At 67.5% G+C, this 18555-nt stretch carries 19 protein-coding genes; 4 read left to right on the top strand and 15 right to left on the bottom strand.

Going from position 1 to position 18555, the window contains the following annotated elements:
* Positions 1-123 precede the first annotated feature (123 nt).
* The 5 genes from PSK12I2_RS0102695 to leuS all read right to left on the bottom strand — a co-directional run bounded on the left by PSK12I2_RS0102695 (position 124) and on the right by leuS (position 6159).
* Positions 124-1446, bottom strand: coding sequence for a lytic murein transglycosylase (locus tag PSK12I2_RS0102695; RefSeq protein ID WP_027597196.1), 1323 nt, complete (start codon positions 1444-1446; stop codon positions 124-126).
* Between the two features lie 73 nt (positions 1447-1519).
* The gene (gene arfA / locus PSK12I2_RS23570) at positions 1520-1681 is read right to left on the bottom strand and encodes an alternative ribosome rescue factor ArfA (RefSeq protein ID WP_007159657.1); all 162 of its coding nucleotides are present in this window, start codon (positions 1679-1681) and stop codon (positions 1520-1522) included.
* Between the two features lie 88 nt (positions 1682-1769).
* On the bottom strand, positions 1770-2807 hold the full coding sequence (holA, locus tag PSK12I2_RS0102685) for a DNA polymerase III subunit delta (protein WP_027597195.1): 1038 nt from the start codon (positions 2805-2807) through the stop codon (positions 1770-1772).
* 48 nt (positions 2808-2855) lie between these two features.
* Entirely contained in the window at positions 2856-3470 is a 615-nt protein-coding gene (gene lptE, locus PSK12I2_RS0102680) for an LPS assembly lipoprotein LptE (RefSeq protein WP_027597194.1), read from the bottom strand.
* Positions 3471-3495: 25 nt separating this feature from the next.
* Positions 3496-6159: a leucine--tRNA ligase gene (gene leuS, locus PSK12I2_RS0102675; protein WP_027597193.1), complete on the bottom strand. Its 2664-nt coding sequence runs from the start codon at positions 6157-6159 to the stop codon at positions 3496-3498.
* 177 nt (positions 6160-6336) lie between these two features.
* Between leuS and PSK12I2_RS0102670 the strand changes: the two genes are divergently transcribed.
* Together PSK12I2_RS0102670 and PSK12I2_RS0102665 are read left to right on the top strand one after the other, a co-directional pair.
* On the top strand, positions 6337-6660 hold the full coding sequence (locus PSK12I2_RS0102670) for a hypothetical protein (protein ID WP_256203933.1): 324 nt from the start codon (positions 6337-6339) through the stop codon (positions 6658-6660).
* A 41-nt stretch (positions 6661-6701) separates the two neighbouring features.
* Positions 6702-7463 (top strand): YdcF family protein, encoded by a 762-nt coding sequence (locus PSK12I2_RS0102665; protein WP_027597191.1) that lies wholly within the window; start codon positions 6702-6704, stop codon positions 7461-7463.
* Between the two features lie 7 nt (positions 7464-7470).
* Here PSK12I2_RS0102665 and lnt read toward each other — a convergent pair whose 3' ends face one another.
* The 6 genes from lnt to PSK12I2_RS0102635 form a co-directional block, all read right to left on the bottom strand.
* Positions 7471-9018 carry an apolipoprotein N-acyltransferase gene (gene lnt, locus PSK12I2_RS0102660; RefSeq protein ID WP_027597190.1) on the bottom strand — a complete coding sequence of 516 codons (1548 nt, stop codon included), beginning with the start codon at positions 9016-9018 and terminating at the stop codon, positions 7471-7473.
* Positions 9019-9310: 292 nt separating this feature from the next.
* Positions 9311-10147, bottom strand: a complete 837-nt coding sequence (locus PSK12I2_RS0102655) for an HlyC/CorC family transporter (protein ID WP_007159650.1) — start codon at positions 10145-10147, stop codon at positions 9311-9313.
* Between the two features lie 7 nt (positions 10148-10154).
* Positions 10155-10610 (bottom strand): rRNA maturation RNase YbeY, encoded by a 456-nt coding sequence (gene ybeY / locus PSK12I2_RS0102650; RefSeq protein ID WP_027597189.1) that lies wholly within the window; start codon positions 10608-10610, stop codon positions 10155-10157.
* Entirely contained in the window at positions 10600-11616 is a 1017-nt protein-coding gene (locus tag PSK12I2_RS0102645) for a PhoH family protein (RefSeq protein WP_027597188.1), read from the bottom strand. Before PSK12I2_RS0102645 ends, ybeY begins: the two co-directional genes overlap by 11 nt.
* A 100-nt stretch (positions 11617-11716) precedes the next feature.
* Positions 11717-13090 carry a tRNA (N6-isopentenyl adenosine(37)-C2)-methylthiotransferase MiaB gene (gene miaB / locus PSK12I2_RS23565; protein WP_156930117.1) on the bottom strand — a complete coding sequence of 458 codons (1374 nt, stop codon included), beginning with the start codon at positions 13088-13090 and terminating at the stop codon, positions 11717-11719.
* Positions 13091-13176: 86 nt separating this feature from the next.
* Entirely contained in the window at positions 13177-13581 is a 405-nt protein-coding gene (locus tag PSK12I2_RS0102635; protein ID WP_027597187.1) for a RidA family protein, read from the bottom strand.
* A 119-nt stretch (positions 13582-13700) separates the two neighbouring features.
* Here PSK12I2_RS0102635 and PSK12I2_RS0102630 point away from each other — a divergent pair, with 119 nt between their 5' ends.
* Together PSK12I2_RS0102630 and PSK12I2_RS0102625 are read left to right on the top strand one after the other, a co-directional pair.
* On the top strand, positions 13701-14624 hold the full coding sequence (locus PSK12I2_RS0102630) for a LysR family transcriptional regulator (RefSeq protein ID WP_027597186.1): 924 nt from the start codon (positions 13701-13703) through the stop codon (positions 14622-14624).
* Positions 14625-14689: 65 nt separating this feature from the next.
* Positions 14690-15025 (top strand): DUF1820 family protein, encoded by a 336-nt coding sequence (locus PSK12I2_RS0102625; RefSeq protein ID WP_007159644.1) that lies wholly within the window; start codon positions 14690-14692, stop codon positions 15023-15025.
* Between the two features lie 12 nt (positions 15026-15037).
* Here the strand turns inward: PSK12I2_RS0102625 and PSK12I2_RS0102620 are convergent, their stop codons facing one another.
* The 4 genes from PSK12I2_RS0102620 to PSK12I2_RS0102605 form a co-directional block, all read right to left on the bottom strand.
* Positions 15038-15583: a tetratricopeptide repeat protein gene (locus PSK12I2_RS0102620; RefSeq protein WP_027597185.1), complete on the bottom strand. Its 546-nt coding sequence runs from the start codon at positions 15581-15583 to the stop codon at positions 15038-15040.
* A 197-nt stretch (positions 15584-15780) separates the two neighbouring features.
* Positions 15781-17067: a glutamate-1-semialdehyde 2,1-aminomutase gene (gene hemL, locus PSK12I2_RS0102615; protein ID WP_027597184.1), complete on the bottom strand. Its 1287-nt coding sequence runs from the start codon at positions 17065-17067 to the stop codon at positions 15781-15783.
* 20 nt (positions 17068-17087) lie between these two features.
* Complete coding sequence (thiE, locus tag PSK12I2_RS0102610; protein ID WP_027597183.1) at positions 17088-17717, bottom strand: thiamine phosphate synthase; 630 nt, start codon at positions 17715-17717, stop codon at positions 17088-17090.
* Positions 17714-18511, bottom strand: a complete 798-nt coding sequence (locus tag PSK12I2_RS0102605; protein ID WP_007159640.1) for a hydroxymethylpyrimidine/phosphomethylpyrimidine kinase — start codon at positions 18509-18511, stop codon at positions 17714-17716. The genes thiE and PSK12I2_RS0102605 overlap by 4 nt, the downstream gene beginning before the upstream one ends.
* Between the last annotated feature and the right edge of the window lie 44 nt (positions 18512-18555).

The following is an 18555-nucleotide window of genomic DNA, read 5'->3' as shown; positions in this document are numbered from 1 at the left end:
CGAGTACCCCGGGCGACGCGACTCGCGTTCGACCTTGGCGATCGCAGTTTGCTCAGTTCGCCCGAGGGGCGATCCTCAGAATGCCGATCCGTGCACGCTGAGACCGCCGATCGGAACGGGATATCAACCGCGCAGCTTGTCCAGCAGCTGATGGTTGGGATAGCCGTCGGCGGGCCAGCCCTGGGACTGCTGGTAGGCGCGGATGGCCTTGCGGGTGTTGGCGCCGATGATGCCGTCGGCGCTGCCCGGGTCGAGCCCCAGGGCGGCCAGGCGCTGTTGCAGCTCCACACGCTCGCTGCGGCTCAGCGGCAGGTCGTCGGTGGGCCAGCTGGCGGCGATCTGGCCGGCGTCGCGATAGCGCTCCGAGAGCAGCGCCACGCCCAGGGCATAGGAGCTGGAGTTGTTGTACTTGAGGATGGTGCGGAAGTTGTTGAACACCAGGAAGGCCGGACCGCGATGGCCGGCGGGCAGCAGCAGCGAGGCGCTGTCGCTCGGCTGGGCGGCCGGTTGCGGCAGGCCGAGGCCCTGGATGCCCAGGGCGTTCCACTCGGCCAGGCTCTTGCGCACGCCCATGTCGGCCAGGCTGTAGTCGAAATTGGCCGGTACCCGGACCTCGTAGCCCCAGGGCTTGCCGTCCTGCCAGCCGGAGGCCTTGAGGTAGTTGGCGGTGGAGGCCAGGGCATCGGCGGTGGAGCCCCAGATGTCGCGGCGACCGTCGCCGTCGAAGTCCACCGCGTACTGGTCGTAGGTGGTGGGGATGAACTGGGTCTGGCCCATGGCGCCGGCCCAGGAGCCGATCATGCGGTCGGCGGTGACGTCGCCGTGCTGCAGGATGCCGAGGGCGGCGATGAGCTGGTCCTGGGCGAAGTCCGGGCGGCGACCTTCGTAGGCGAGGGTGGCCAGGGAGCGGATGACGCCCTTGTTGCCCATGTTGTTGCCGTAGTTGCTTTCCATGCCCCAGAAGGCCACCAGGCGCGCGGGCTCGATGCCATAGCGGGCTTCTAGGGAGGCCAGCAGCCCGGCCTGCTGGATCAGCAGGCTCTTGCCGTTGCGCACCCGCAGCGGCGACACGGCGGATTCCAGGTATTCCCAGACCGGCTTGGTGAATTCCGGCTGGCTGCGATCGGCGGCGATCACCGCCGGATCGGGTTGCACGCCGGCGAAGGCCTGGTCGAAGGTGGCGGCCGAGATGCCCCGGCCCAGGGCCAGGGTGCGAAAGCGACTGCGCCATTGCTCGAAGCTTTCGTCCGGCTGTGGCATGGCCTCGGCCGCCGAGGCGGGGGCATTGGCCGCGGGCGCGGGTTTGGACGAGGAGGGTGAAGAGGGCGCCGCGGAGGGCGTCGTCTGAGTCTGGGCGCAGGCGGCCAGGGCGGCGGTCAGCAGGGTGACCAGGGTTCCGGCGAGGAGGCCGCCGGTCTTGAATCCGCGGGTTTTCCCGAATTGCATCTGTCTCCACCGGACGTCTAGGCAGGAAGACTCACCTTAGCACGGCCCGGGTGCTGACGTCTGGACGCGGCTTTCAGGCGGCCAGAAAGACCGAAGCCTTCTCGTCTTGCAACGAGAAGGCTTCGCGGCGGTAGCTGCCTTTGCCCTTGGCGGGCTTTTCCTGGCGGGCGCGATATCGGGGATCGCTGACGAGGACCTTGGCCTTGTTGGGGCCGCGGCTGTATTTCTTGGCCATGGTGCGTGCTCCGAGGGTTGGGGACTCCCCCTTGATGGGGGCGCGCCAGTCTATTGCAAGGGCCGTGGATTGCAAGGCGCGGCCAGCGTCAGGACCTGGGCAGGGCCAGCCGCTTGCCGGCGAGCGTCAGCGCCAGGCTGGCCAGGGTCAGCCAGACCTCGCCGGGTGCCTGGCCCTTGATCTGTTCGTCGGCGACCTGGGCTTCGCGCAGCAGGGCTTCCAGGCGGCGCGCACCCTGGCGCTGCAGGGCCCGACTGACCAGCGGACGCCGCTTGTCCCACACCGGCGGTTTGACCTGGGTGAAGGCGCGCTCCAGCGGCGTGCCGCTTTCCTGCAGATGGGCGAGGTTGGCCAGCAGGCGCAGTTCCCGGGCCAGGGCCCAGAGCACCACGGCGGCTTCCACGCCTTCGCCGCGCAGGCCTTCGAGGATGCGCAGGGCATGTTCCGCATCGCCGGCCAGGGCGGCGTCCAGCAGGCCGAAGACGTCATAGCGGGCACTGTCGGCCACCGAGGCGCGCACGGTCTCGGCATCCACCTGGGAGCCTTCGATGAGCAGGCGGAGCTTTTCGATCTCCTGGGCCGCGGCCAGCAGATTGCCTTCCACCCGTTCGGCGATCAGGTCGACCGCCTCGGGGGTGGCGGCCAGCCCGAGGCGCGACAGGCGCTGGTTGATCCACTGCGGCAGTTGCGCCAGCTCCACCGGCCAGATCTGCACGAATTGCGCCTGCGGGTGCTCCAGCAGGGCCTTGGCCCACTTGGTCTTCTGGGCGGCGGCATCCAGACGCGGCAGGCTGATCAGCAGCAGGGTGTCTTCGGCGGGGCGGGCCAGGTAGTCGAGCAGGGCGGCGGAGCCCTTGTCGCCCGGCTTGCCGGTGGGCAGGCGCAATTCGAGGATGCGCTTCTGGGCGAACAGCGAGAGGCTGGCGCCGGCCTCATAGAGACGACCCCAGTCGAAACCGGCATCGACGTCGAAGACCTCGCGCTCGTCGAAGCCCTGGGCGCGGGCCGCGCCGCGAATGGCATTGCTGGCTTCCTGACAGAGCAGGGGCTCGTCGCCGCTGACGGCATAGACGGCGGCCAGCGAGCCCTGGAGCTGCTTGCCGAGCTGGTTGGCGTTGAGTTTCATGCTGAACCGGAAGGGCAAACCGGAGCCTTGCGGCTCCGGATGCGGCGCTTAGCGCGCGGGGGTGGGGATGTCGATCGGCGACTGCTGCGGCGGGGCGGACTCGCGGGCGCGGCGGTCGGCTTCGGCCTTGGCGGCGGCACGGGCATCGGCGTCGCGCTGCAGCTTCTCCAGGCGCTCCGGCGTCACGGCCTGCAGGCGGGCGGCCAGCTGTTGCACCAGTTCGCGACGCATCTCGCGGCGCAACTGGTCCTTCTGCTGTTCGGAGCCGACGATGTTGTTCTGGTCGGTCACGTAGTAGCGCTGGGTTTCCAGGTAGTCGCTGACCAGCACCGCCTGGTTCTTGCCAATGATGCTGTAGGGCTGACGGGTGGTCAGCTCCACCTCGGCACTGCGGGCGCCGCTGGTATAGCTGGCGGTGCGCTCGCTCTGGGCTTCGCCGCCCAGATCCAGGGTGTAGGGCGCGCCCGAGGTGACCCGCACATGGGCGTCGTCCAGCATGTCGCGGACGTCCTTGACGGTCTGACCATAGGCGTCGCGCGCCGTCAGGTTCAGCTCGGTGAGGCTCAGGCGGGTTTCGCCGGTGCCACGCAGCTGGAAGCCGCAGGCGGTCAGCAGGGTCGCCAGGCCGACTACCGCAAGGCCGGGGAGAATCCGTTTCTTCATCTGTTGTCTGCTCCGTTCGCGTGTCTTAGTTAGCGACGATGTTGACCAGTTTACCCGGGACCACGACGACCTTGCGGATGGTCAGACCCTCGGTGAAGCGTGCCACGTTCTCGTTGGCGCGGGCGGCGGCCTCGATGGCCTCGCGGCTGGCATCGGCCGGTACTTCGATCTGGCCGCGCAGCTTGCCGTTCACCTGGATGACGATCTGCAGGCTGTCCTGCACCAGGGCGCTCTCGTCCACCTGCGGCCAGCGGGCGTCGATGACCGCGTCGCTGTGGCCCAGTTGCTGCCAGAGACCGTGGGCGATGTGCGGGGTGATGGGCGCCAGCAGCAGGGTGACGGCCTCCAGGCCTTCCTGCAGCAGACGGCGATCGGTGTCGCTGTCCTGGGCGGCCTTTTCCAGCACGTTCATCAGGGTCATGACCGCGGCGATGGCGGTGTTGAACTTGTGATGCTGACCGATATCCTGGCTGGCCTGGCGGATGGCCAGGTGGATGGCACGGCGGACGTCCTTCTGGGCGGGCGACAGCTCGCCGAGGGCGCCGGCAGTCGGCAGGCCCTGGCTCACGTGGGCCTGGGCCAGACGCCAGACGCGGCGCAGGAAGCGGCTCGCACCCTCGACGCCGGAATCGGACCACTCCAGGCTCATGTCCGGCGGCGAGGCGAACATCATGAACAGGCGGCAGGTGTCGGCGCCGTACTGGTCGATCATCGCCTGGGGATCGACGCCGTTGTTCTTCGACTTGGACATCTTCTCGACGCCACCGATTTCCACCGGCTGGCCGTCGCTCTTCAGGCGCGCCCCGATCACCTTGGCCTTGGCGTCGCGTTCCACCTCGACATCGGCCGGGTTGAACCAGTCCTTGCTGCCGTTGGGATTGGTGCGGTAGTAGGTCTCGGCCACCACCATGCCCTGGGTCAGCAGATTCTCGAAGGGCTCGTCGGAATCGATCAGGCCCTGGTCGCGCATCAGCTTGTGGAAGAAGCGCGAGTAGAGCAGGTGCAGGATGGCGTGCTCGATGCCGCCGATGTACTGGTCGACGGGCAGCCAGTAGTTGGCTTCTTCCTTGTCCAGCATGCCGCCGGTGAAATTCGGCGAGGCATAGCGGGCGAAGTACCAGGAGCTCTCGACGAAGGTGTCCATGGTGTCGGTTTCGCGACGGGCCGGCTGGCCGTTGCGCGGATCGACGGTCTCGTAGAATTCCGGCATGCGCGCCAGGGGCGAGCCGGCGCCGTCCGGCACCACGTCCTCGGGCAGCACCACCGGCAGCAGATCGGCCGGCACGGGGATGTCGACGCCGTCTTCACCGTGGATGATGGGGATCGGGCAGCCCCAGTAGCGCTGGCGGCTGATGCCCCAGTCGCGCAGGCGGAACTGGGTGCGCGGCTGGCCCAGGCCCTTGGCCTGCAGATCGGCGCCGATGGCGTCGAAGGCGGCGTCGTAGGCGAGGTCGTCGTAGGCACCGGAATTGATCAGGAAGCCTTCCTTGCTGCCGTACCAGTCCTTCCACTGCACCGGGTCGAACTGGTAGCGCTCGTATTCCTCGGGGCTGTAGTCGTCCGGATTGGCCAGCACCTGGGTGGCCTCTGCGGTATCCACCACCTGGACGATGGGCAACTGGTACTTGTTGGCGAATTCGAAGTCACGCTCGTCGTGACCGGGCACGGCCATGACCGCGCCGTCGCCGTAGTGCATCAGCACATAGTTGGCGACCCATACCGGCAGGCGGGCGTCGGTCAGCGGATGGCGGACGAACAGGCCGGTGTCCAGGCCCTTCTTCTCCTGAGTGGCGATGTCGGCTTCGGCGACGCCGCCGCGCTTGCACTCGTCGATGAAGGCCTGCAGCTCGGCATTGCCCTGGGCGGCCTGGGTGGCCAGCGGGTGTTCCGCGGCCACGGCGACATAGGTGGCGCCGAGCAGGGTGTCGGGGCGGGTGGTGAAGACCTTCAGGGTGCCTTCGGCGCCGATGCTGTCCTGGTCATAGGGGAATTGCACCTCCATGCCGCGGGACTTGCCGATCCAGTTGCGCTGCATGGTCTTGACCTGCTCTGGCCAGCCGGGCAGGCCGTCGAGGGAGGTCAGCAGCTCTTCCGCATAGTCGGTGATGCGGAAGTAGTACATGGGGATCTCGCGCTTCTCGATCAGCGCACCGCTGCGCCAGCCGCGGCCGTCGATGACCTGCTCGTTGGCCAGGACGGTCTGGTCCACCGGGTCCCAGTTCACCGTGCCGTTCTTGCGGTAGATGATGCCCTTCTCGAACAACTGGGTGAACAGCCACTGCTCCCAGCGATAGTAGTCGGGCTTGCAGGTGGTGACCTCGCGGGACCAGTCGATCGCCAGACCCAGGCTCTGCAGCTGGGACTTCATGTAGGCGATGTTCTCGTAGGTCCACTTGGCGGGGGCCACGCCGTTCTTCATGGCGGCGTTTTCCGCGGGCATGCCGAAGGCGTCCCAGCCCATGGGCTGCAGGACGTTCTTGCCCAGCATCCGCTGGTAGCGGGCGATGACGTCGCCGATGGTGTAGTTGCGCACGTGCCCCATGTGCAGCTTGCCGCTGGGGTAGGGGAACATCGACAGGCAGTAGAACTTCTCCTGGCCCGGGCGCATGGTGGCCTTGAAAGACAGATTCTGGTCCCAGAAGGACTGGGCGGCGGCTTCTATTTCGCGGGGCTGATAGTGTTCGTGCATGGGCGTGTCGAGGGCTGCAGAGGCGTTTGATCGAGCCGCCAAGCATACATGACCCCCCGAGCGCGGGGAAATGTCCCGGTCCGCTGCTTGTTTCGCACTCCGGGGGAGGCAGGGTTGGAAGGGCCGTACTAGGCTGTTCAAACGTCCGTTCAATTATTCGGGAGGATGATCGCCATCATGGGAAAGTTTCGACGCGAGTCCGAAAAGCTGCCCGTCGACGTGCGCCTGCAACGGCGCCTGGCGCTGGCGCTGGATGAGGCGGCTACCCAGGAGCGCCTCTATGACAAAGCCGATGAGGAAGTCGAGGTGCAGGGCCTGAGTCCGGCCGAATACGCCCTGATCAAGCGCTGGCTGGCGCGCCATCAGGCGGCCGACGCCGCCATGGCCTGCTGCCTGGGCTGTGGCCGGGTCCAGCCGGCGGGTGCCTTCTGCCCGCGGTGTCAGGGTCGACGGCTGCTGGTCGAGAGTCCTTCTGCCCCGGTCGGCGCTCCCCTACACTAGGCGCCGCCGCGACCCGGAGGTCGCCCCCGACCGGAGGGACCATGGGTCTGCGCTATTTCTTCAAGCAACTGCTGCTGCCACCGGGCGGCCTGCTGCTGCTCCTGTTGCTGGGTTGGTGGTTGCGTCGTCGCTATCCGCGCCTGGGGCTGGTCTGCTTCCTGGGCGGTCTGCTGGGGCTCTGGGCCAGTACCCTGCCGGTCGTGGTGGAAACGGGTGGGCGCCTGCTGGAGCGTGATGCCGCGCTGCCCGAGGCGCGCTGGGCGGACCTTGCGCAGCAGGCCGACGCCATCGTGGTGCTGGGCGCCGGTCGCGAAGTGGACGATCCGGGCTGGGCGGGCGATGCCGCCAGCCACCTGGCGGTGGAGCGGCTGCGCTATGCGGCGCGGCTGGCCAAGGCCAGCGGCCTGCCGGTGCTGATCACCGGGGGCTCGCCCCATGACCGTCCACTGAGCGAGGCGGCGCTGATGACCGAGGTGATGGAACGCGACCTGGGGGTGCCGGTGCGCTGGCAGGAAGGGGGCAGTCGCACCACCTGGGAAAACGCCACCTTGAGTGCGCCGCTGCTGCGCGAGGCCGGGGTCAAGCGGGTGGTGCTGGTGACCCAGGCCTACCACATGGCCCGTTCGCGCTGGTGTTTCGAACGGCAGGGCTTCGTCGTTGTGGCCGCGCCAATGGGCTTCATCGGCGTCGCCAATGCCCGGCCCTTCGGTGGCTGGCTGCCGGAAGCCAAGGCGGTCGAGCAGACCGCCCAGTTGTTCAACGAGGCCGCCGGGCTCTTGCTCTATCCGCTTGCCTATCGCTGACGCGTGCCTAGCTCTGGGTGACCACCAGCGGCGCCTCTTCCGGGCGATCCTGCCGACGCATTAGCAGACCCCACAGCAGCACCAGGGCGGAAAAGATCCCCAGCGGCCAGAGGCGGTAGTGCAGATAGGGCGTCAGGCCGTCCATGGGCACCACGGTGCCCTGCAGCACGCCGACCTCGAAGGCCGGGATCTGCCGGCTGATGCGACCGAAGGGATCGACCAGGGCGGTGATGCCGTCGTTGGTGACCCGTACCAGCCAGCGCCCGCTTTCCAGGGCGCGCATCTGCGCCATCTGCAGGTGCTGTTGCGGTCCGATGGACTTGCCGAACCAGGTGTCGTTGCTGATGGTGAGCAGCAGCTGACTCCGGGCCGCCATGCTGGCGACGAATTCCGGATAGACCACCTCGTAGCAGATGTAGGGCGCCACGCGATAGCCCTTCACCAGCAGCGGTTCCTGCTGCTCGGGACCACGGACGAAGTCGGACATGGGCAGGTCGAAGAAGCCGATCAGGCCGCGCAGGTAGTCCTGCAGCGGCACGTATTCGCCGAAGGGCACCAGCTTCTGCTTGTAGTAGGTGCCCGAACCGTTGCCGACCGCGGTGATGCTGTTGAAATAGCGCGAATCGCCGTCGGCGTCGCGTTCCCGCGCCGGCAGGCCGGTCACCAGGGCGCCGCCATGGGCCGCCACCTGGGCGCCTTCGGCGGCGAGGAAGTCACTGACGTATTCGCGCAGCACGGGAATGGCGTTTTCCGGCCAGACCACGAGGTCGGCATCGGTCTGCTCGGCGGTGCGGTCGCGATAGAGCGCCAGGGTGGCGCGGGCATGGTCGGGATTCCACTTGAGTTCCTGGGCGATGTTGCCCTGGACCCCGGCGACCTTGAGCGGCGCGCCGGCGGGTTGCGTCCAGACCTGGCCCTTGAAGACGTCGCCGGCCACCCAGGGCAGGGCCACCAGCACCAGGCCCGCGACCAGGGCGAGCGGCCGCATGATCAGGCGCGGGGCGTTGACCAGCAGCGCCGCGGTAAAGGCCAGCGCGGCGGAGATCAGCCAGACGCCACCCAGCGGCGCCAGGCCCTGCAGGGGTCCGTTGAGCTGGCTGTAGCCGAGCAGCAGCCAGGGAAAGCCGGTCAGCGCCCAGCTGCGGAACAGTTCCAGGGCGAACCAGAGGCCGGCGAAGGTCAGAGCGTCGCCCAGGGGCGCCTGGTTGCGTCTCAGGCACAGCGCCCAGAGCGCGGCCGGTAGGGCGAAGAACAGCGCGATACCGGCGCAGAAGCCCACGGTGAGAAACAGCGCCAGGGGTACCGGCGCGGCGCCGTAGGTGTGGATGCTGACGTAGATCCAGCTGGTGCCGGCGAGAAAGGCGCCGAAGCCGTAGCACCAGCCACGCAGCAGGGCGCGCCAGACACCGAGACCCTTGAGGCCCAGGTAGAAGAGGGCGGCGGACAGCAGCGCCAGCGGCCAGATGTTGAAGGGGGCCAGCGCCAGGGGCGTGAGGGCACCAGCGAAGAGCGCCAGAAGGTTGCCCTTCCAGCCGGGTTGAGAGATCCAGCGCATCGAAAATCCTTGGTCCGATCGAGGCTGCGCAAGCTTACTCGCCGCCGCGGGGGAGTGCCAAAGGCGTGTGCGGGGGAGAGCGAGGCAGGTCGCAGTCGGGAGAGGGGAGAAGCTATCGCGGCCATGGCGGTCCGTTGCTACGGCCGCCCTGACTTGGGCTATCGCGGCCATGGGCCGCTCCTACGGGATGGTAGGAGCGTCCGCATCGGCGGACCGCCATGGCCGCGATTGAATGGATAGAGCGCTTGGCCCTCACCCCAGCCCTCTCCCAGAGGGAGAGGGGGTAAGGGCGCTACCGATTGACCGGGGTCACGCGCAGCAGGTGGATGCGGCGGCCGTCGGCGTTGAGCACGCGGAAGCGGAAGTCGTCGATCACCGTTTCCTCGTTGCGCTTGGGCAGGTGACCCAGGCGATTCATCACCAGGCCACCGGCGGTGTCGGCCTCGGCATCGGCGAAACGGGTTTCCAGGGTTTCGTTGAGGGTCTCGATGGGGGTGAGCGCCTTGACCACGAAGTCGCCATTGGGCAGCGACTTGATGAAGCTCTCTTCCTCCACGTCGTGCTCGTCCTCGATCTCGCCGACGATCTGCTCGAGCACGTCCTCGATGGTGACCAGGCCGGCGACGCCGCCGTATTCGTCCACCACGATGGCCATGTGGCTGTGGGTCGAACGGAATTCCCGCAGCAGCACGTTGAGCCGCTTGGACTCGGGCACGAAGGTGGCCGGACGCAGCACCGCCTTGAGGTCGAAGGTGCGCTCGTGGTCGAGCAGCAGCGGCAGCAGGTCCTTGGCCAGCAGCAGGCCGAGGACGTCGTCGGGGCCATCGCCGATCACCGGGTAGCGGGAGTGGGCGGCCTCGATCACCGCCGGCAGGAATTCCGCCGGGGTCTGGTGGGCGCGGATGCTGATGATCTGCGAGCGCGGCACCATGATGTCGCGTACCTGCAGGTCGGCCACCGAGATGGCGCCCTCGACGATGGACAGGGCTTCGCTGTCGAGCACCTTGTTCTCATGCGCCTCGCGCAGCAGTTCCAGCAGTTCCTGGCGACTCTTGGGTTCATGGGCAAAGGCCTGGACGATGCGTTCCAGCCAGGAACGATGCCCAGTGCCTGATCGATCTTCGTTCATGTGTGTGTCATTCACCGTAGGGATCGGGGTAGCCCAGTTCAGCGAGCAATTGGCGTTCCAGTTCTTCCATCTCCTCGGCTTCGTCATCTTCCAGATGATCGTAGCCGAGCAGGTGCAGGCAGCCATGGATGACCAGATGCGCCCAGTGCGCCTTGGCGGACTTGCCTTGCTCGGCGGCCTCGCGCGCCACCACGGGGGCGCAGATCACCAGATCGCCGAGCAGGGGGATATCGAGGAATTCGTCCGGCACGTCGGCCGGAAAGGACAGCACGTTGGTGGCGTAGTCCTTGTGCCGCCAGGTGCGGTTGAGCTCGCGGCCTTCGTCTTCGTCCACCAGGCGGATGGTGAGTTCCGAATCGCCCTGGCGGGCGCGCAGGGCCAGTTCACACCAGCGACGTAAGTCCGGCTCCTCGGGGAGGTCGGCCGCCTCGCTGGCGACCTGGACGTCCAGCTCAATCGCCATGGCGATCCTCTCCATGAGCGCGCGGCTTGTCCTGCAGCGCCTCGAAGCGATCGTAGGCCTCGACGATGCGCTGCACCAGCGGGTGGCGCACCACGTCCTTGGACTCGAAGTGGGTGAAGCCGATGCCGGGCACGTCGCGCAGGACCTCGATGACGTGCTTGAGACCCGACTTGGTGCCGCGCGGCAGGTCGACCTGGGTGACGTCACCGGTGATCACCGCGGTGGAGCCGAAACCGATCCGGGTCAGGAACATCTTCATCTGCTCGAGGGTGGTGTTCTGACTTTCGTCGAGAATGATGAAGCTATTGTTGAGGGTGCGGCCACGCATGTAGGCCAGCGGCGCGACCTCGATGACCTGGCGCTCGATGAGCTTGGCCACCTGCTCGAAGCCGAGCATCTCGTAGAGGGCGTCGTATAGCGGGCGCAGGTAGGGGTCGATCTTCTGCGCCAGGTCGCCGGGCAGGAAGCCGAGCTTCTCGCCGGCTTCCACCGCCGGGCGCACCAGCAGGATGCGGCGGATCTGCTCGCGCTCCAGGGCGTCCACGGCGCAGGCCACGGCCAGATAGGTCTTGCCGGTACCGGCCGGGCCTATGCCGAAGTTGATGTCGTGATCGAGGATCGACTTGACGTAGCGCTGCTGGTTGGCGCCGCGCGGGCGGATCATGCCCTTCTTGGTGCGCAGGGCCACGCTGGTGTCGCCGCCGCCGCGGTGCTCTTGCTGCAGGGCTTCCAGACCGGATTCCTGCAGATAGAGGTGCACCAGTTCCGGGGCCACCGCGGTGCCGCTGGCGGTCTCGCGGTAGAGGCGCTGCAGGAGGTTCTGGGCCGCGCGGGTGCGCTCGGGATCGCCGACCAGCTCGAACTGGTTGCCGCGATTGCGGATCTCGATGCCGAGACGGCCTTCGATCTGGCGCAGATTTTCATCGAGCTGGCCGCACAGGTTGGCGAAACGGTCGGCATCGAAGGGTTCGAGGGTGAAATGCTGGAGCGTCTGGGGGGTATTCAAGGTGTGCTGGGAAACCCTTTGGATTGGCTTTACGAAAACTTGACGTAGCTTGAGAGTAACCTGCGTCGCGCCCTTGGCAAAGGGCGCGTGCGACCATCCATCAGGCCAGCGCGACGGCGACGGGCGGGCGCGCACCGCTGGCGACGGGGGCCAGCAGGGTGCCGCGCAGGGAGTGCGGCAGGGCCTCGTCGATGTGCACCTGGACGAACTGGCCGATCAGGCTGGCGTCGCTGCAGCGGAAGTTGACGATGCGGTTGTTCTCGGTGCGGCCCTGCAGCATGCCGGGATCGCGCTTGGAGAAGTCGCTCACCAGGATGGTCTGGACGCTGCCGGCCATGCGCCGGCTAATCTCGAAGCCCTGCTGGTGGATGCGCGTCTGCAGGATCTGCAGGCGCTGCTTCTTGAGTTCGTCGGGGGTGTCGTCGACCAGGTCCGCCGCCGGGGTGCCGGGGCGAGCGCTGTAGATGAAGGAGAAGGAGAAGTCGAAACCGACGTCCTCGATCAGCTTCATGGTCTGCTCGAAGTCCTTCTCGGTCTCGCCGGGGAAGCCGACGATGAAGTCCGAGCTGATGCAGATGTCGGGCACCGCCGCCTTGAGCTTGCGGATGCGCGACTTGTACTCCAGCGCCGTGTGGTTGCGCTTCATGGCCGCCAGGATGCGATCCGAACCGGCCTGCACCGGCAGGTGGACGAATTTCACCAGTTCCGGGATCTCGGCGTGGGCCTGGATCAGGGCGTCGGAGAATTCCAGCGGGTGCGAGGTGGTGTAGCGGATGCGGTCGATGCCGTCCACCGCCGCCACCACATAGAGCAGTTCGGCGAAGTCGGCGATGCGGCCGTCGCCGGTGGCGCCGCGATAGCCGTTGACGTTCTGGCCCAGCAGGGTCACCTCGCGCACGCCGTGTTCGGCGAGATGGATGATCTCGGCGAGGACGTCGTCCAGCGGCCGGCTGACCTCTTCACCGCGGGTATAGGGGACCACGCAGAAGGTGCAGTACTTGCTGCAGCCTTCCATGATGGAGACGAAGGCGCTGGGGCCGTCGATGCGCGGCTCGGGCAGGCGGTCGAACTTCTCGATCTCGGGGAAGGAGATGTCCACCTGGGGCGTCCGGGTGGTGCGCGCGGCGTCGATCATTTCCGGCAGGCGATGCAGGGTCTGGGGGCCGAAGACCACGTCGACATAGGGCGCGCGATCACGGATAGCGGCGCCTTCCTGGCTGGCCACGCAACCGCCGACGCCGATCACCAGGTCGGGATTCTCCAGCTTGAGTTCGCGCCAGCGACCGAGCTGGGAAAACACCTTTTCCTGCGCCTTCTCGCGGATCGAGCAGGTGTTGAGCAGGATGACATCGGCCTCGGCCGGATTCTGGGTGACTTCCAGCGGCTCCCGTTCGCCGAGCAGGTCGACCATGCGCGACGAATCGTATTCGTTCATCTGGCAGCCATGGGTTTCGATATAGAGCTTCTTGGACATGCGCGGCAGGGAGTCGGTGGCGAGTGGACCGCGCATTATAATGATGGCCTTCCGGACGGGGAAGAGCCGCCCGGAAGGCGGTCGGTCTAGGCCTGGGCAGCGCCCTCCGGCAACCGGGCGATGACCTTGATCTCGAAGCGAAAGCCGGCCAGCCAGGTGGCGCCGACCGCGGTCACCGTGGGGTAGGGCGCCGTGCCCCAGTGCTCCAGCAGAACCGGCCAGATGCGTTCGAAGCTGGCTTCGGCATCGACCATGAACAGGGTGACGTCCACCACGTCGGCGAAGGAGGCGCCTGCCGCGGTGAGGACGGCGTCGAGATTGGCGAAGGCCAGGCGGACCTGATCTTCCAGCTCCGGCTCGGGCGAGCCATCGGCGCGGCTGCCGACCTGCCCGGAGACAAAGAGAAAGCCGTTGGAACGGATGGCCGGCGAATAGCGGTGCTGTTCGTAGAGGGCGTGGCGCTGGGCGGGAAAGACGACGTCGCGGGTCATGGTGGGGCTCCGGTGGGGATCGATGGAGCCACCTTAGGCGTCGCCCGCCAGGGGATAAACCCGGCCCGGCGGTCAGCATTGTTTGTACAATCCAAACAATCTCCTGGTGAGGAATCGGCATGGATCTGTTCGCCGCGATGCAGACCTTCGTGCGGGTGGTGGAAGCCGGCAGCTTCACCCGGGCGGCCGAGACCCTCGGCAGCAGCCGCACCCGCGTCACCCAGCAGGTGCAGCAGCTGGAAGCGCACCTGCAGGTGCGCCTGCTCAATCGCACCACCCGGCAGGTGCAGGTCACCGCCGACGGCGCCGCCTACTACGACCGCTGCCTGGGCGTGCTGGCAGCGGTGGACGATGCCGAGACGGGGCTGTCGGTGGCCACCCGCACGCCCCGTGGCCGCCTGCGGGTGGACGTGCCCAGTCCGCTGGCGCGGCTGATCCTGATCCCGGCCTTGCCGGACTTCTTCCAGCGCTATCCGGACATCCAGCTCGAACTGGGCGTCAGCGATCGTCAGGTGGATCTGATCGGCGACAACGTCGATTGCGTGATCCGCGGCGGGCGCATCCGCGAGCAGTATCTGGTGGCCCGACCGCTCGGGGCGCTGCAACTGGGGTGCTATGCCGCGCCGGCCTATCTCGCCGTCCAGGGTGTGCCGCTTCATCCCGCCGAATTGGCCGAGGCGCCGCACCGGTTGGTGCGGTTCCTCTGGGGGACGGGCAAGGGCTTTCCCTATGCCCTGCGGCGCGGGGACGAGCGCCTGGAATTGCAGAGCCGGCACCGTCTGGAGGTGGACGACGGCAATGCCTGCCTGGCCGCGGGGCAGGCCGGGCTCGGTGTGGTCTGCCTGCCGCATTATCTGGCGGCGGAGTCTGTCGCCCGCGGCGAACTGGTCAGGCTGTTCGAGGACTGGCGGGTGGCCCCCATGCCGCTGTATCTGGCCTTCGCGCCCAACCGTCATGTCAGCGCCAAGTTGCGGGTCTTCATCGACTGGGTGACGGCCCTGGTGGCCGAGCGGGCCTGGCTGGAAACCCCGGGCGAGCCCTGACGGCAGCCGGGGACGACATGCTATGCTCGCCGCCCCCTTTTTCCTCGGCGAACCCCGCGTCCACCATGAGCTCATCCCCCAGCAAGCCGGCCATCTACAAGGTCATCTTCGTCAACCAGGGTCAGGTCTTCGAGATCTACGCCAAGCAGATCTTTCAGAGCGATCTCTGGGGCTTCCTGGAGATCGAGGAACTGGTGTTCGGCGAACGCACCCAGGTGGTGGTGGATCCGAGCGAGGAAAAGCTCAAGGCGCAATTCGAAGGCGTGGTGCGCAGCTTCGTGCCCATGCACTCGATCATCCGCATCGACGAGGTGGAGCGCCTGGGCCAGCCCAAGATCAGCGAAGCCAAGGGCGGCACCAATGTCATGCCGTTTCCCATGCCCATGCCCGACAAGCCCTGACCGGGCTCGCGGTCAGTTCTGCGGCGGCTGGAAGGGATTGAGGTTGCCCGCGGTCTGCATGTCCTGCAGATAGTCGCGGAAGATCTGCCCCAGCACCTGGGTGGCCATCTCCAGCTCGTCCCGGCGCATCTGGGCGCTGACCAGGTCGGCGGTGTCCATGGCTTCGTCGTTGCCATTGATGGCGGCCATCTTCAGCACGATGTAGGCCTGGATATTGTTGGGCGGTACGCCCTCGCCGCGAAAGAACATGTTGCCGAGGCGATTCTGCGCATCGGCATTGCCCTTGAGCGAGGCCTGCTCGAACCACTGACGCGCCTGGTTGAGATCCTTGGGCGTCTGCTTGCCTTCGTAGTAGAAGTCACCGAGTTCGTACTGCGCCTGGGAATCGCCGTCATGGGCGATCTGCTGGCAACGGGCGATCGCCTGCGCCAGGGCTTCGTTGGCCAGATTCAGGTTGCAACGGCTGGTGCTGGGGACGAGCAGCGAATTGCCTCCGGCCAGGGCGACCAGGGGCATCAGGATTAGGGCTGCGCACAGGGTACGACCAGCGCGGTGCATGAAGCGCCTCCACAAGCGAGGCAGGTTCGGAGAACCCGGTCGGCGAAACGCGCCGACGTCTCATTATGGGTCAAGCCGACGCACGCTTTCAAAACCTTTACGCGCAACGGCGGAACTTTTTTACCTGTGACGCCGGCCACTCAACTAGGTGTGAGGCCGGCAGGGCAGAGAGGTTCCGCAAGCGAGACGAATGACACCTAGTCCTTGAAGGTGGCGAAGGCACGCTCGGCGGCGTCCAGGGTGATGCGCAATTCCTCGTCGCCATGGGCGATGGAGGTGAAGCCGGCCTCGAAGGCGCTGGGTGCCAGGTAGACGCCACCGTCCAGCATCAGGTGGAAGAAGCGCTTGAATCTCTCGCTGTCGCTGGCCATGACATCGCTGAAGGTGACGATGTCTTCGGCGCCGCTGAAGTAGAGACCGAACATGCCGCCCGCCTGAGTGGTGACGAAGGGCACGCCGGCGGCGTCGGCGCGATCCTGCAGGCCCTGCAGCATGCGCGTGGTGTAGTCGGTCAGCTCGGCATGGAAGCCGGGGCGGCGGATCAGCTGCAGGGTGGTGAGGCCGGCGGCCATGGCCAGTGGATTGCCCGACAGGGTACCGGCCTGGTAGACCGGGCCGAGCGGGGCGATCTTTTCCATGATCTCGCGCTTGCCGCCAAAGCAGCCCACCGGCATGCCGCCGCCGACGATCTTGCCGAAGGTGGTGAGGTCGGGGCGGATGCCGTAGTGCGCCTGGGCGCCGCCCAGGGCGACGCGGAAGCCGGTCATGACCTCATCGAAGATCAGCACCACGCCGTACTGGTCGCAGAGGCTACGCAGTCCTTCCAGGAAGCCCGGCGCCGGCGGCACGCAATTCATGTTGCCGGCCACCGGCTCGACGATGATGCAGGCGATCTGGTCGCCGACCTTGGCCAGGGTTTCTTCCACCTCGCCCAGGTCGTTGTAGGCCAGGGTCAGGGTGTGCTGGGCGAAGGCCGCCGGCACGCCGGGGGAGCTGGGCACGCCCAGGGTCAGGGCGCCGGAGCCGGCCTTGACCAGCAGGCTGTCGGAGTGGCCGTGGTAGCAGCCCTCGAACTTGATGATGGTGTCGCGCCCGGTGTAGCCGCGCGCCAGGCGGATGGCGCTCATGGTGGCTTCGGTGCCGGAGCTGACCATGCGCACCATTTCCATGGACGGCACGAGCTCGCAGATGAGGTCGGCCATGGTGGTTTCCAGGGCGGTCGGGGCGCCATAGGAGAGGCCGTGTTCCAGCTGGCGGCGCACCGCGTCGAGCACGTCCGGATGGCTGTGGCCGAGAATCATCGGACCCCAGGAACCGACGTAGTCGACATAGCGCTTGTCATCCTCGTCGACGATGTAGGCGCCCTGGGCGTGCTTGAAGAACAGCGGCGTGCCGCCAACGCTCTTGAAGGCGCGGACCGGTGAGTTGACGCCGCCGGGGATGTGGCGCTGAGCCTGGTCGAAGAGTTGCGCGGAGCGGGACATAGGGGTCTCCTTGAATGGGATCAGGCCGCGAACAGCTGGGCGAAGGCGCGCGCGCGGCGCTCCACTTCGCCCGCGCTGGCGGCGGAAAACAGGCTGTGGACGACGGCGAGCAGATCGACGCCGTGGTCGAGCAGAAGCGGGGCGTTGTCCAGGGTGACACCGCCGATGGCGCAGACCGGCAAGGCGAAGCGGCTGCGGGCCTGGTCGAGCAATTCCAGGGGCGCCGGCGGGGCATCCGGCTTGGTACTGGAGGCGAAGAAGCGGCCAAAGGCCAGGTAGCTGACGCCGGCCTGGGCCGCGGCCTCGGCCAGTTCCAGGCTGGCGTGGCAGGTACCGCCAAGAATAGCGTCCGCCCCCAGGTCGGCACGGGCCGCGGCTAGGGAACCGTCTTCCTGGCCCAGGTGCAGGCCCACGCCCAGCCGGCGGGCCAGGGCGAGGTCGTCATTGATGATCAGCTGGGCACCGTGCTGGCGGCAGAGCTCGGCCAGGGCGGCGGCTTCGTCCTGGCGGCGACTGGCGTCCCCGGACTTGTCGCGGTACTGCACCAGCCGGGCGCCGCCTTGCAGGGCGGCCTCCACATAGGGCAGCAGGCGACCCTCGGCGAGCAGGGCGCTGTCGGTGATGGCATAGAGGCCGCGCAGCGGGCTCATGAGCAGAAGTCCAGTGGCAGGCGGCGCGGCACGTACTGGCCGCGACCGGGGCGCTCGGCGTCCCTCAGGGTGCGCCAGGTGTAGTCCAGAGCGCTGCGCACCGCGCTGGGCAGGGCTTCACCCAGAGCCAGGCGCCCGGCCAGGGTACTGGCCAGGGTGCAGCCGGAGCCGTGGTAGCTGCCGGGCAGGCGCTGGCAGACGTGGGTCTCGCAGCCACCGGCACGGTCATAAAGGCGGTTGTGCACCTCGTGTTCCTCGCCATGGCCGCCGGTGATCAGCAGGTGGGCGCAGAAGGGCAGCAGGCGCTCGGCGCACTGCTCCGGGGTGCCCTCGGGCAACTCGGCGAGGATGCGTGCCTCGGGCAGGTTGGGGGTGGCGATGGTGGCGCGTGGCAGCAGCCGTTCGCGGATGGCATAGCCGACCTCGTCCTTGCCCAGGGCGCCGCCGCCACCGGCGCGCAGCACCGGATCGCAGACCAGGGGTACGCCGGGCAGGGATTCCATGATCTCCAGCACCGTCTCGACCATCTCCACCGAACCGAGCATGCCCAGCTTGACCGCCGCCACCGGCAGGTCGGCGATGATCGCCCGGGCCTGGGCCAGCACCCACTCGCGATCCAGCACCCGGAAGTCGCGCACGTCGACGGTGTCCTGCACGGTCAGGGCAGTGACCGCCGGGGCGGCATGGCAACCCTGGGCGAGCAGGGCTTCGATGTCGGCCTGCAGGCCGGCGCCGCCACTCGGATCGTGGCCGGACAGGCAGAGGACGACGGGACGTTGGGGTTCGAGGGTCATGGACGTCAGCCTAGCAAAGGAAAAAGGGGCGCAGCGGCCGGGCG

This window comes from Pseudomonas sp. MOIL14HWK12:I2 (assembly GCF_000510745.1).
In the GTDB taxonomy this organism is placed as follows: Bacteria; Pseudomonadota; Gammaproteobacteria; order Pseudomonadales; family Pseudomonadaceae; genus Chryseomonas; species Chryseomonas oryzihabitans.
This window is presented reverse-complemented; position numbering and strand designations above follow the sequence as displayed.